Raw genomic sequence first — 12,351 nt, forward strand, 5'->3', positions numbered from 1 at the left:
GACGGCTGAACGAGCCGTCCGAACCCACGGTCGGTGGGACCACGCCCCACTTGATGCCGAAGAGGAACTGTCCGACGAAGCCGATGACGAAGGTCGGCACGGCGATGATGAACAGGGACACGACCAGCAGGGTCGAGTCGAACCAGGAGCCCTTGCGCAGTCCGGCGATCAGGCCGAAGACGATGCCCATGACCGCCTCGATGACCAGGGCCATCAGTGCCAGCCGGATGGTGATCGGGAAGGTCTCGGCGAGGACCTCGGTGACGGCACGTCCGGAGAACGTGGTGCCCATGTCACCGGTGAAGAAGCCGCCGATGAAGAGGAAGTACTGGACCAGGAAGGGCTTGTCCAGGTTGTAGTCGGCGCGGATCTGGTCGAGGACGGCCGGTTCGGCGGCCTTGTCGCCGGCCAGCGCGAGCACCGGGTCGCCCGGCATGAGGAAGACCATCGCGTAGATGAGGAACGTGGCCCCGAAGAAGACGGGGATGAGCTGGAGCAGGCGTTTACCGAGGTACCACCACACGGTCACTCACCGTCCTTCGTGATGTCGGTGTAGACGGGCATTCCCTGCCAGTTCGTCTGCACGCCGTGCAGGTCAGGGTTCCACGCCGTGGTCGCGGAGTAGTACCAGAGCGGGATCTGGGGGAGGTCCTGCATGAGGACGGCCTGCGCCTGGTCGTAGTAGGGCTGGGCCGCGGTGGAGTCCGGGGAGGCGGACGCCTTGGCCAGCAGGTCGTCGAACTCCGGGTCGGAGTAGTCGCCGTCGTTCGAGCTGCCACCGGTGCGGTAGTTCGAGACGAGGAAGGACGAGATCGACGGGTAGTCGGCGTTCCAGCCGGCACGGAAAGCGGTGCCGACGGTGCGGTTCACGATCGCGTCGCGCTGGGCCTGGAAGGTGGGGTAGGCCTTGCCGGACGCCTTGATGCCCAGCACCTGCCGGATGCTGTTGGTCACGCCCTCGACCCACTGCTGGTGGCCGCCGTCGGCGTTGTAGGCGATCTGGAAGGTGTCGCCGCTGTAGGGGTTGATCTCGTTGGCCTGCTCCCAGAGTTCCCTCGCCTTCTCCGGCTGGTAGGTCAGGACCTCCTTGCCGGGGATGTCGGCGATGCCGCCCTCCAGGGTCGGGGCACCGAAGTCCTCGGCAACCTGGCGGCCGTCGAAGAAGAGCTTCTCGATGATCAGATCCCGGTCGATCGCCATGGAGATCGCCGCACGCCGCAGCCGGCCCTCCTCGTCGGTCTGGAAACCGGGGAGGTACTCGGGGATGGTGAAGTTCTGGATGGCGGCGTAGGGCGCGTCGTCGTTGCTGTCCGGGAAGTCCGCCCGGTAGCTGGGCATCGCCCGGGGACCGACGTTCTCACGCATGTGGTCCAGGTCGCCGGACTGCAGGTCGGCGTAGGCGGTGGCCACGTCGGAGTAGTGCTTGAAGGCGATGCCGGGGTTCTTCGCCTTGTTCTCCCCGGCGTAGGTCTCGTTGGCCTTCAGGGTGATGGACACGTTGTGCTGCCAGGCGCCGTCCCCGTCGAACTCGTAGGGCCCGTTGCCGATGGGGTGGTTGCCGAAGGCGTCCATGTCCTCGAAGGCCACCTGCGGCAGCGGGGCGAAGGCGATGTAGCCGAGCTGGGTGGGGAAGGAGGCGTCCGGTGCGGAGAGGTCGATGGTGAACTCGTGGTCGTTGACCTCGGTGAGCCCGGACATCTCCGTGGTGCTGGAGCCTTCCGCGGCAAGCTCGTCGTAGCCCTCGATGGCTGAGAAGAAGTCCGCGCCCAGCTGGGCGTTGGAGGAGTCCGCGCCGAAGTTCCAGGCGTCGATGAAACTGGCGGCGGTGACGGGTTCACCGTTGGAGAACTCCCAGCCGTCCTTCAGGGTCACGTGGAAGCTGGAGGAGTCCTCGTTGGGGTCGATCTCCTCGGCCACGGCGTTGTAGGGTTCGCCTTCCGGGCTGTAGGCGACGAGGCCGGTGTACATCATGCGTAGCACCTCACCGCCGTTGTTCTCGTTGGTGTTGGTCGTGAGCAGCGGATTCTGTGGTTCGCCGCCGAAGAACGTGATGTAGTCGGACGGGATGTCGTCCCGGTCCGGCACACACGCCGTCGTGGTGAGCACTAAAGCGAGCCCGGTGAGGGTCGCCGCCAGTGCCCGACGGGGTCGGATTCTCATGGATGGCACTTTCGTGAGGTGTACAGGAAACGTCAAGAAATGAATTCTAGTGAAACTGTGGCGTCTCGCATGGTGAAACAAAAATTTGTCACCTCCGGACCCACCCCGCCGCGGGCGCCACGGGGGCGCGTGGAGATTGACGGGGACGGGGGCTAGACTCTGCAGGCCATGCGACCTGACTTGTCCGACTACACCCACTTCTCCGCGGGGAAGGTCCGTGAGATCTACGAGATCGACGAGGACACCCTGCTCATGGTGGCCACCGACCGGATCTCCGCCTTCGACTTCGTGCTGGACACCCCCATCCCGGACAAGGGCCGGGTCCTCACCGCGATGAGCGACTTCTTCTTCGGACGGATCGACTTCCCGAACCACCTCGCCGGCGCCGCCGACGACGAGCGCATCCCGCAGAAGTCCCTGGGCCGCGCCCAGGTCTGCCGCAAGCTGGAGATGCTGCCCTTCGAGTGTGTGGTCCGTGGCTACCTCACCGGTTCAGGCCTGGCTGAATACAAGGACAACGGCACGGTCTGCGGAGTGGAACTGCCCGAGGGGCTGACCGAGGCGTCGAAGCTCCCCGAGCCGATCTTCACCCCCGCGACGAAGGCGGAGCTCGGCGACCACGACGAGAACGTCTCCTTCGACGTCGTCGTGGAGAGCCTCGGACGCGAGCGCGCCGAGGAGCTGCGCGACGCCTCGATCGAGATCTACACCCAGGCGTCCGGCATCGCCGCGGAGCACGGCATCATCCTGGCGGACACGAAGTTCGAGTTCGGTCTGGACGCCGCGGGCAACCTGGTGCTCGGTGACGAGGTCCTCACACCCGACTCCTCGCGCTACTGGCCGGCGGACACCTACGAGGAGGGCAAGGTCCAGCCCAGCTTCGACAAGCAGTACGTGCGCAACTGGCTCACCGGGCCGAAGTCCGGGTGGGACCGCAACGCCGGCACCCCGCCGCCGGAGCTGCCCGGCCCGGTCATCGAGGCCACCCGCGAACGCTACGTGGACGCCTACGAGCGCATCTCGGGGGAGCGCTTCGCCGACTGGATCGGCACCTGCACCGACCGCTGAGTGAACGGCGTCGGGTGGGGCGTCTACCATCGTGTCCCATGGATGTGAACCCACCGGTAGCCAAGAAGAAGCCCGTCACCCGTAGCTTCCACGGCCGTGATGTCGTCGACGACTACGAGTGGCTGCGCGACAAGGACAATTCCGAGGTCCTGGCGCACCTCACCGCCGAGAACGCGTACACCGACGCCCGTACCGCCCACCTCAAGCCCCTGGAGGACGCGGTCTTCGAGGAGGTGAAGTCGCGGATCCAGGAGACCGACCTCTCCGTCCCGGTGCGGTCGGGGCAGTGGTGGTACTTCTCGCGTACGGAGGAGGGCAAGAGCTACGCCACGATGTGCCGCATCCCGGTGGACACCACCGACGCGGACGCGGCGTGGACGCCGCCGGAGATCGTGGCGGGGGAACCCGCCGCCCGCGAGGAGGTCCTGCTGGACTGCAACGTCCTGGCCGAGGGCGAGGAGTTCTTCAGCCTCGGCGCGGCGAGCATCACGCTCGACGGCACGCTGCTGGCGTACTCCACGGACACCGTCGGCGACGAGCGCTTCACCCTGCGGGTGAAGGACCTGGTCAACGGCGTCCTGCTGGACGACGTCCTGGAGGGCGTCGCCTACGGCGCGACGTGGGTGGGCGACGACCACCTCTTCTACCAGCGCGTGGACGACGCCTGGCGTCCCCACGAGATCTGGCGTCACCGTATCGGCACCCCCGAGAGCGAGGACGTGTGCGTCTTCCGCGAGGACGACGAGGCGTACTGGACCGGTGTCGGCGTGACCCGTTCGGAGCGCTTCCTGCTGGTCTCCACCGCCTCGAAGACCACCTCGGAGACGTGGTACCTCGACGTCTCGGAGGCCACGGGCGACCCCGAGGGCGAGCTGACCTGCATCCGTCCCCGCGAGAAGGACGTGCAGTACGACGTCGACCACGTGGTCGTCGGCGGCGAGGACGCCTGGCTGGTCGTGCGTGAGGAGCTCGAGGGTCTGCCCAACGGCGAGGTCGGACACCACCCGCTGGGGACCATCGACAGCTTCGACGGGGCGTCCTACGAGGTTGTCGTCGCCCACCGCGACGACGTGCGCGTCGAGGGAGTGGACTGCTTCGCCGACCACCTCGTGCTCGCCACCCGCGAGAACGCCATCGAGAAGCTGGCGCTGATGGACGTCTCCGACGCCGCCGGCGGCTGGGGCACCTTCGAGCCCATCGGGTTCGACGAGGAGATCTACTCCGCCGGCACCGTCGGCAACTCCGAGTGGGAGTCGCCGGTGCTGCGCATCAGTTACACCAGTTACGTCACCCCGGCGCAGGTGTGGGAGATCGACCTGCGCACCGGTGAGCGCACGCTGCGCCGCGAGCAGACGGTGCTCGGCGACTTCGACCGCTCCCGCTACACCGCCACGCGCCGCTGGGTGGATGCCCCGGACGGGGCGCGCATCCCCGTCTCCCTGGTGCACCGCACCGACGTCTCCCTCGACACGGGCAACCCGGTGCTGCTGTACGGCTACGGCTCCTACGAGGCCAGCATGGACCCGTACTTCTCGGTGTTCCGCCTGTCGATGCTCGACCGCGGCGTGGTCTACGCCGTCGCCCACGTCCGCGGGGGCGGGGAGATGGGACGCACCTGGTACGAGCAGGGCAAGGAGCTGAACAAGACCAACACCTTCACCGACTTCATCGCGGTGGCGGACGATCTCATCGCCGCCGGCATCACCACGCCGCAGCAGATGGTCGCCGAGGGCGGGTCCGCCGGTGGGCTGCTGATGGGCGCGGTGGCGAACATGGCACCGGACCGCTTCGCCGGTATCGAGGCCGTGGTCCCCTTCGTCGACCCCCTGACCAGCATCCTCATGCCGGAACTGCCGTTGACGGTCACGGAGTGGGAGGAGTGGGGCGACCCGTACCACGATCCGCAGGTGTACGACTACATGGCGACCTACTCGCCGTACGAGAACGTGACCGCGCAGGCCTACCCGCCGATCCTGGCGATCAGCGGGCTCAACGACACCCGCGTGCTCTACGTCGAGCCCACGAAGTGGATCGCGAAGCTGCGCGAGGTCGCCGGCGAGGTCGACGGCGAAACCGGTGACTTCCTGCTGAAGACCGACATGACCTCCGGTCACGGGGGAGTGTCGGGGCGCTACGAGAAGTGGCACCAGTCCGCCTTCGAGACCGCCTGGGAGCTCGACCGGATGGGTGCCACGGAGCTGCTGGACTGATCAGGTTTCCTGACCTGCTGTTCCGAGGGGGACCCCGCGCCCGCCGGTTCGCGATGTCCGGGCCACCCGGTATGGTGGTGCCTTGTTCCCCACCTACAGCTAGCAGCAAGGAAACAAGAGGAAACCCAGTGGCACGTGTCGTAGTCAATGTCATGCCCAAGGCCGAGATCCTGGATCCCCAGGGACAGGCCGTCGTTCGTGCCCTGGGACGCATCGGCGTCTCAGGCGTCGAGGATGTCCGTCAGGGCAAGCGTTTCGAGCTGGAGGTGGACGGCTCCGTCTCCGCCGAGGAGTTGGACCGCATCGCCTCCACCCTGCTCGCCAACACGGTGATCGAGGACTACGAGGTCGTATCCGCTGAGGTCACCGAGTGAGCGCGCGCATCGGGGTCATCACCTTCCCCGGCACCCTGGACGACGTGGACGCCGCCCGCGCGGTGCGCATCGCTGGTGCCGAGGCCGTGGAGCTGTGGCACGCGGACGCCGACCTGAAGGACGTCGATGCCGTCGTCGTCCCCGGCGGGTTCTCCTACGGTGACTACCTGCGTTCCGGGGCGATCGCCGCCCAGGCGCCGGTGGTGCGCTCGGTGGTCGAGAAGGCCGCCGCCGGCATGCCGGTGCTGGGCATCTGCAACGGCTTCCAGATCCTCACCGAGTCCGGGCTGCTGCCCGGGGCGCTGACCCGTAACCAGGGCCTGCACTTCCACTGCACCGACGCCGAGCTCGAGGTCGTCAACGCCGACACGGCGTGGACGTCTTCGCTGGACGCCGGGCAGCGCATCATCATCCCGTCGAAGCACGGGGAGGGCCGTTTCCAGGCCTCGGCGAACACCGTCGCCGAGCTCGAGGCGGAGGGCCGGGTGGTCTTCCGCTACACCGACAACTACAACGGTTCGGTCAACGGCATCGCCGGGATCAGCTCCGCCGACGGGCGGGTCGTGGGCCTGATGCCGCACCCGGAGCACGCCGTGGAGACCCTGACCGGGCCGTCGTTGGACGGCCTGGAGATGTTCCTGTCCGCCGTCGGCACCGTGGCAGCCTGAGGAGATACAGCACATGACTGACTTGAACGACACCGTCGCCCAGGCGTCCGCCACCCCGGACCTGGACCAGCCGTGGGCAGAACTGGGCCTGAAGCCCGACGAGTACCAGCGCATCCGTGACATCCTCGGCAGGCGTCCCACCGACGCCGAGCTGGCGATGTATTCGGTGATGTGGTCGGAGCACTGCTCCTACAAGTCCTCCAAGGCGCACCTGCGCTACTTCGGTGAGACCACCACCGAGGAGATGAAGTCGAAGATGCTCGCCGGCATCGGCGAGAACGCCGGCGTCATCGACATCGGCGACGGCAACGCCGTGACCTTCAAGGTCGAGTCCCACAACCACCCGTCCTACGTGGAGCCCTACCAGGGCGCGGCCACCGGTGTCGGCGGCATCGTCCGCGACATCATGGCCATGGGCGCCCGCCCGGTCGCGGTGATGGACCAGCTGCGCTTCGGCGCGGCGGACGCCCCGGACACCCAGCGGGTGCTGCCCGGCGTCGTCGCCGGCGTCGGCGGGTACGGCAACAGCCTGGGGCTGCCCAACCTCGGCGGCGAGACGGTCTTCGATGCGTCCTACGCGGGTAACCCGCTGGTCAACGCGCTGTGCGTGGGTACGCTCAAGAGTGACGACCTGAAGCTCGCCTTCGCCTCCGGCGTCGGCAACCGGGTCATCCTCTTCGGCTCGCGTACCGGGCTGGACGGCATCGGCGGCGTGTCCGTCCTGGCGTCCGACACCTTCGAGGAGGGTGCCGAGCGCAAGCTGCCGGCCGTGCAGGTCGGCGACCCCTTCGCCGAGAAGGTGCTCATCGAGTGCTGCCTCGACCTGTACAACGCCGGCGTGGTCGTCGGTATCCAGGACCTCGGCGGCGCGGGCCTGTCCTGCGCCACCGCCGAGCTCGCCGCCGCCGGCGACGGTGGCATGCACGTGAACCTGGACAAGGTGCACCTGCGTGCCGAGGGCATGACCGCCGCGGAGATCCTCTCCTCGGAGTCGCAGGAACGCATGATGGCCGTGGTCACCCCGGACAACGTGGACGCGTTCATGGCCGTGTGCGAGAAGTGGGAGGTCATCGCCTCCGACCTCGGTGAGGTCACCGACGGCGACCACCTGGTCATCGAGCACCGTGGCGAGATCGTCGTCGACGCCGACGCCGCCACCATGGCCGACGAGGGCCCGGTCTACGACCGCCCCGTCGCCCGCCCGGACTTCCAGGACGCGCTCACCGTCGAGCCCGGCCTGGCCCGTCCGACCTCGGTCGACGAGCTGCGCCGCACCGTGCTGGACCTGGCGGCGTCGCCCGCCCTGTGCTCGCGCGCCTTCATCACCGAGCAGTACGACCGCTACGTGCGCGGCAACACCGTGCTCGCGAAGGACGCCGACGCCGGAGTGCTGCGCATCGACGAGGAGACCGGCCGCGGCATCGCCGTGGCCACCGACGCGTCCGGTCGCTACACCAAGCTCGACCCGAACACCGGTGCCCGCCTGGCCTTGGCCGAGGCGTTCCGCAACGTCTCGGTCACCGGCGCGACCCCGGTGGCGGTGTCGAACTGCCTGAACTTCGGCTCCCCGGAGGACGCCGGCGTGATGTGGCAGTTCCGCGAGGCCGTCCACGGCCTGGCCGACGGTTGTGCCGAGCTGGCGGTGCCGGTCACCGGCGGCAACGTGAGCTTCTACAACCAGACCGGTTCCGAGGCGATCCTGCCCACCCCGGTGATCGCCGTGCTCGGCACCATCGACGACGTCGCCACCCGCATCCCCACCCGCCCGACCGGTGGCGACCACGTGCTGCTGCTCGCCGGCGCGGAGACCTCCGACGAACTCGGTGGCTCGATCTGGCAGCAGGTCGCCCACTCCACCCTGGCCGGAATGCCGCCGACGGTGGACCTGGGTGCCGAGCAGAAGCTCGGTACGGCCATGGGTCAGTTGCGGGGCGCCGTCGCCTCGGCCCACGACCTTTCCGAGGGCGGCCTGTCCCAGGCGGTCGTGGAGTACGCGGTGCAGTCCGGCGCGTCTGTCTCCGTGGACCCGCTGGCCGCGCTGGCGTCCGACGCGACCACCGGTGAGGCTGTCGCCGACGTGTTCACCGGGCTGTTCTCCGAGACCGCCACGCGCGTGCTCGTCGCCGTGGACGCCTCCGACCCCTCGGCCGTGGACAAGGTCGAGGCTGTGTTCGCCGACAACGGTGTGCCGGTCAGCCGCATCGGTTCCAGCGTCTCCGTGGAGGATTCGCAGGACGCCACGATCGCCGTGACCACCGCCGGCGCGGAGTTCTCGCTGCCGGTCACCGAGGCGAAGGCTGCCTGGGAGGGCACGCTGCCGTCCCTGTTCAGCCACGCCGTGGGAGCGAACTCCGTGGTGGAGTAGCTCGGCACCGCCAGGTTCTGAGACCCGCCGTGGGGAAATCTCCCCACGGCGGGTTCTTTTTATATGTGTTGTTGATAACCTTCCACTGACTTCACTGGGTGCCAGCATGGCATCCTACGTTTCACGAGGGAAGAATTCTCATGGCACACTATGACATCTACCAGTCCCTGGGGCTGGACCGGAGCGCTCCCACGGGGGAGCTGGACCGGGTTCTCGCCGACCGGATGGCCGCGACACCGCAGGACGATGCTGCGGCGCTCGACGAGCTGACCACCGCACGCGCGGTCGTCGGCAACGATACCCGGCGCTCGCTGTACGACCAGAGGCTCGGCGACCCGAACGCCGAGGACATCGACGTGGCGTCGCTGAAGGAGCTCGCTGCGCTCGACGTCGGACCTCCGGCGGGACAGCAGGGAGAGCAGGGGCAGCAGGGGCAGGCAGGCCAGTTCGCCCGCAACGCCGGCGACAAGGCGGGTGCCGCCGGCCGTCAGGTCCAGGACTCGTTCCGCCAGTCCAAGGGCCTGGCCATCGGCATCACCGCGGTGGTCACCGCCGTGGTCGTCCTGCTGGTCGGCTGGGGACTCGGCGCGTTGACGGGCGGGGACTCCGGGCAGCAGGACGATCCGGACGCCATCGCGCTGGTGGACGACATGCTCGACCACTCGGACTCCGACGAGCTCCGTACCTGGTTGCGGGAGAATACTACCTACCAGTACCGGGATGAGCTGATGCAGGCGATGAACGTCGGGGAGGGCCGCAGCAGTTCGTTCAGCGGTATGGACTCGCTGTTCTCAGGTGGCGGCCTTCACGCGCAGACCTCGATCAATCCGGAGCACATGGCGGTTCTGGGTGGTGGAGCTGACTTCGAGTCCTTCGTCGATGACGGGTTCTCCGAGGAAGAGGCCAAATCACGCCGGATCGTCGGGATCGCGGACAGCTCGGGCGACTACAAGGGAATGGTCGCGATCATCGAGCAGGGCGGGGATCTCAAGATCTTCAACGTCATCAACGCATCCAATTTCCGCTAGTCGACGCGCCCCACTCGAAGAAAGAGAAACCACTCATGGCACATTATGACCTCTACCAGTCACTCGGGCTCTCCCGGCAGTCCTCGCCGGCGGAACTCGGCACGGAGCTCGACGGTCGACTGGCGCAGGTGCCCGCAGACGATGCGGGACTCCAGGACCAGCTCTCCACCGCACGCGCGATCCTCGGCGACGAGACCCGGCGCTCCCTCTACGACCAGCGGCTCGACGATCCGTCGGCACCGGAGATCGACGTGGTCTCCCTCCGCGAGCTGGCCGCGCTCAACACCGGCGACGCGACAGCGCCTGCCGGCGCGACGTCCGGCGCAGCGTCCGGTGGGGCAGGACAGTTCCAACAGCACGCGGGCCAGTTCGCCCGCACCGCCGGCGGCAAGGCGTCCGCTGCAGGCCACCAGGTCCAGGACTCCTTCAAGCAGTCCAATATCCTGGCGATCGGCATCACCGCCGTGGTCACCGCGGTTGTCGTGGGCCTGGCGGGGTGGGCGTTGGGCCTGTTCGGCGGGGGTGACCCCTACAAGGCCTCGAAGTCGGTAGTCGACGACATGCTCTCGCAGGAGGGCGAGGAGGACCTGCGCGACTGGGTCACGGAGAATTCGGTCTCCCAGTCCCGCGACGAGGTAATGAACAGTTTCGGGCTCGAGGACGGTCAGTCCTTCGTCGGGCTCGACTCCTACTTTGGAGGCAGTGACTTCCGGGCAGGGGACACCGTGATCACCATCGACCAGCTCAAGCTGAACATCATGGAGGATCCGGAAGAGCTCTATGAGGGCATCGAGGAGGAAGGGTTTACCCGGGAAGAGGTAGACAGCATGAACGTGGTGGGTGTCGTGGACGGAGACGATGAGACCCGTGGAAACGTGATGCTGCTCGAGATAGACGGCGACTACCAGGTCATGGGAGTCGACTACTTCGTCTGATCAGTTCATCGGGTACTGGCTCTCGTCGCGCAGCGGGTCCACCAGGGGCATGGGCCGGTACTTGGTACGCAGTTCGCGCAGCGTGGCGGCGTGCTGGGACAGTCGCTTGTCCTCCGGCGTGGTGGGGGTGAACTGCCGGGCGGCCAGGGGGTTGCCGTCGATGTCGGTGGCGATGTACGTCATCGAGGCGTGGATGCCGACGGGGAGGTTGCCGGTGCCCTCACGCGGGTCGCCGGCGCGCAGGTGCACCGAGACCGACATGCTGCGCACGTCCGTGCGGATCACGCGGGCCTCGACCTCCACGAGGTCGCCGATGTGCACGGGACGGTAGAAGCGGAAACCGCCGGCGTAGACCGCCACGGTGCGCTCCCCGGTCCAGGCCGAGGTGCAGGCGGACGCCGCCTCGTCGATCCACTCCATCGCCGTGCCACCGTGGACGTTGCCGCCCCAGTTCACGTCGGTGGGCTTGGCCATGAAGCGGTGCGTCATCCGCGGGGCGGTGGTGGCGGCAGGGTCGGAGGAGTAGCTCTGCTTGAGCATCTCCTCCTCGATGGCCTTGCGCAGCTGCACGCGCGACAGGGCCGCCTCCTGCACCCGCAGGCCGGCCTCGGAGCCCGGCTCGAAGTGCGGCACGGGCATGGACTTCCGGTTCTCGTCCATGGCGACGAAGATGACCAGGCAGTCGCAGGCGCGGGTGAACACGCCCTCACGCGGGTCGGCGGAGAGCACCTCGTTGACGATGTGCATCGAGGAGCGTCCGGTGTAGACGATGCGTGAGCGCACCTCGACGATGTGGCCCGAGGGGATCGGCCGGGTGAAGTGGATGTGCCCCACGTAGGCGGTCACGCAGTACGCGCCGGACCAGCCGACGGCGCAGGCGTAGGCCCCCTTGTCGATCCACTCCAGGACACGACCGCCGTGGACGCCCCGTGCCCCCTGCATGAGGACGTCGGTCGGCGCAGCCATGAAGCGCAGCGTCGTCTCCGGCTGCAGCGCCCGTTCCTGCTCGTCTGCCCCTGTAACTGCCACAATCTGCCTTTCGTCTCACTGGTGAACACCGCCATACTACAGTCCCCGCCAGTGCCGCATTCCATCCCCGTGCACTCCCCGTATCATCGGGGGCATGTCACCGAGGCCGACGAAGACGACAGACCCCGCAGCGCTGCGCTCCGCGATGGTGGAGGTGTGGCCGTGGGCACGTGACCCGCAGGACGTCCCGCGCCCGTCGCGCAGCGTCGTCGCCGCCGCCGTGCGGCTGAGCGTCGCCCAGCTCGAGCAGGACGCCCCGGGGCACAGTGTCGAGGTCAGGGTGCCGCCGTTCGCGGCGGCGCAGTGCGTCGAGGGGTCGGTGCACCGGCGGGGGACGCCGCCGAACGTGGTGCAGTGCGATGCGCTCACCTGGCTGCGTCTGGCCGGCGGTCTCATCGACCTGGACGGTGCCGTGGCCGCGGGCGCGGAGGTGTCCGGGGCTCACGCGGGTGACGTATCGCACTGGCTGCCGGTCGTCCGGGGTGTCTGAGTACGTCGGTCGCTGGTGGCACCG

At 68.0% G+C, this 12,351-nt stretch carries 11 protein-coding genes; 8 read left to right on the forward strand and 3 right to left on the reverse strand.

Annotated features, from left to right (window positions below; genetic code table 11):
- Both ACT3TD_RS11050 and ACT3TD_RS11055 read right to left on the reverse strand, forming a co-directional pair.
- Positions 1–523, reverse strand: a 523-nt coding sequence (locus tag ACT3TD_RS11050) for an ABC transporter permease (protein WP_444637992.1), incomplete at its 3' end; no start/stop codon positions are given.
- A 2-nt stretch (positions 524–525) separates the two neighbouring features.
- The gene (locus ACT3TD_RS11055; protein ID WP_301442976.1) at positions 526–2,160 is read right to left on the reverse strand and encodes a peptide ABC transporter substrate-binding protein; all 1,635 of its coding nucleotides are present in this window, start codon (positions 2,158–2,160) and stop codon (positions 526–528) included.
- 168 nt (positions 2,161–2,328) lie between these two features.
- Here ACT3TD_RS11055 and ACT3TD_RS11060 point away from each other — a divergent pair, with 168 nt between their 5' ends.
- The 7 genes from ACT3TD_RS11060 (at position 2,329) to ACT3TD_RS11090 (ending at position 10,808) form a co-directional block, all read left to right on the forward strand.
- Positions 2,329–3,228 (forward strand): phosphoribosylaminoimidazolesuccinocarboxamide synthase, encoded by a 900-nt coding sequence (locus ACT3TD_RS11060; protein ID WP_441579870.1) that lies wholly within the window; start codon positions 2,329–2,331, stop codon positions 3,226–3,228.
- Between the two features lie 38 nt (positions 3,229–3,266).
- A complete protein-coding gene (locus ACT3TD_RS11065; RefSeq protein WP_301443772.1) occupies positions 3,267–5,438 on the forward strand; it encodes a S9 family peptidase in 2,172 nt (723 codons plus the stop codon).
- A 128-nt stretch (positions 5,439–5,566) separates the two neighbouring features.
- Positions 5,567–5,812: a phosphoribosylformylglycinamidine synthase subunit PurS gene (gene purS / locus ACT3TD_RS11070; RefSeq protein WP_301443773.1), complete on the forward strand. Its 246-nt coding sequence runs from the start codon at positions 5,567–5,569 to the stop codon at positions 5,810–5,812.
- A complete protein-coding gene (purQ, locus tag ACT3TD_RS11075; protein ID WP_301443774.1) occupies positions 5,809–6,480 on the forward strand; it encodes a phosphoribosylformylglycinamidine synthase subunit PurQ in 672 nt (223 codons plus the stop codon). Before purS ends, purQ begins: the two co-directional genes overlap by 4 nt.
- A gap of 13 nt (positions 6,481–6,493) precedes the next feature.
- Positions 6,494–8,845 (forward strand): phosphoribosylformylglycinamidine synthase subunit PurL, encoded by a 2,352-nt coding sequence (gene purL, locus ACT3TD_RS11080; RefSeq protein ID WP_441588207.1) that lies wholly within the window; start codon positions 6,494–6,496, stop codon positions 8,843–8,845.
- Positions 8,846–8,985: 140 nt separating this feature from the next.
- On the forward strand, positions 8,986–9,873 hold the full coding sequence (locus ACT3TD_RS11085; RefSeq protein WP_301443711.1) for a hypothetical protein: 888 nt from the start codon (positions 8,986–8,988) through the stop codon (positions 9,871–9,873).
- 35 nt (positions 9,874–9,908) lie between these two features.
- Positions 9,909–10,808, forward strand: a complete 900-nt coding sequence (locus ACT3TD_RS11090) for a hypothetical protein (protein ID WP_301443712.1) — start codon at positions 9,909–9,911, stop codon at positions 10,806–10,808.
- Here the strand turns inward: ACT3TD_RS11090 and ACT3TD_RS11095 are convergent, their stop codons facing one another.
- The gene (locus ACT3TD_RS11095) at positions 10,809–11,774 is read right to left on the reverse strand and encodes an acyl-CoA thioesterase (protein ID WP_301443714.1); all 966 of its coding nucleotides are present in this window, start codon (positions 11,772–11,774) and stop codon (positions 10,809–10,811) included.
- 157 nt (positions 11,775–11,931) lie between these two features.
- Between ACT3TD_RS11095 and ACT3TD_RS11100 the strand changes: the two genes are divergently transcribed.
- Positions 11,932–12,327, forward strand: coding sequence for a sterol carrier family protein (locus ACT3TD_RS11100; RefSeq protein WP_301443713.1), 396 nt, complete (start codon positions 11,932–11,934; stop codon positions 12,325–12,327).
- The last annotated feature ends 24 nt before the right edge of the window (positions 12,328–12,351 follow it).

Source organism: Corynebacterium sp. AOP36-E1-14 (assembly GCF_052377495.1).
GTDB lineage: Bacteria > Actinomycetota > Actinomycetes > Mycobacteriales > Mycobacteriaceae > Corynebacterium.

Coding starts and splice junctions, on each gene's coding strand:
- ACT3TD_RS11055 (WP_301442976.1), bottom strand. CDS start 2,160: ATGAGAATCCGACCCCGTCGGGCACTGGCGGCGACCCTCACCGGGCTC.
- ACT3TD_RS11060 (WP_441579870.1), top strand. CDS start 2,329: ATGCGACCTGACTTGTCCGACTACACCCACTTCTCCGCGGGGAAGGTC.
- ACT3TD_RS11065 (WP_301443772.1), top strand. CDS start 3,267: ATGGATGTGAACCCACCGGTAGCCAAGAAGAAGCCCGTCACCCGTAGC.
- purL (WP_441588207.1), top strand. CDS start 6,494: ATGACTGACTTGAACGACACCGTCGCCCAGGCGTCCGCCACCCCGGAC.
- ACT3TD_RS11085 (WP_301443711.1), top strand. CDS start 8,986: ATGGCACACTATGACATCTACCAGTCCCTGGGGCTGGACCGGAGCGCT.
- ACT3TD_RS11090 (WP_301443712.1), top strand. CDS start 9,909: ATGGCACATTATGACCTCTACCAGTCACTCGGGCTCTCCCGGCAGTCC.
- ACT3TD_RS11095 (WP_301443714.1), bottom strand. CDS start 11,774: ATGGCTGCGCCGACCGACGTCCTCATGCAGGGGGCACGGGGCGTCCAC.
- ACT3TD_RS11100 (WP_301443713.1), top strand. CDS start 11,932: ATGTCACCGAGGCCGACGAAGACGACAGACCCCGCAGCGCTGCGCTCC.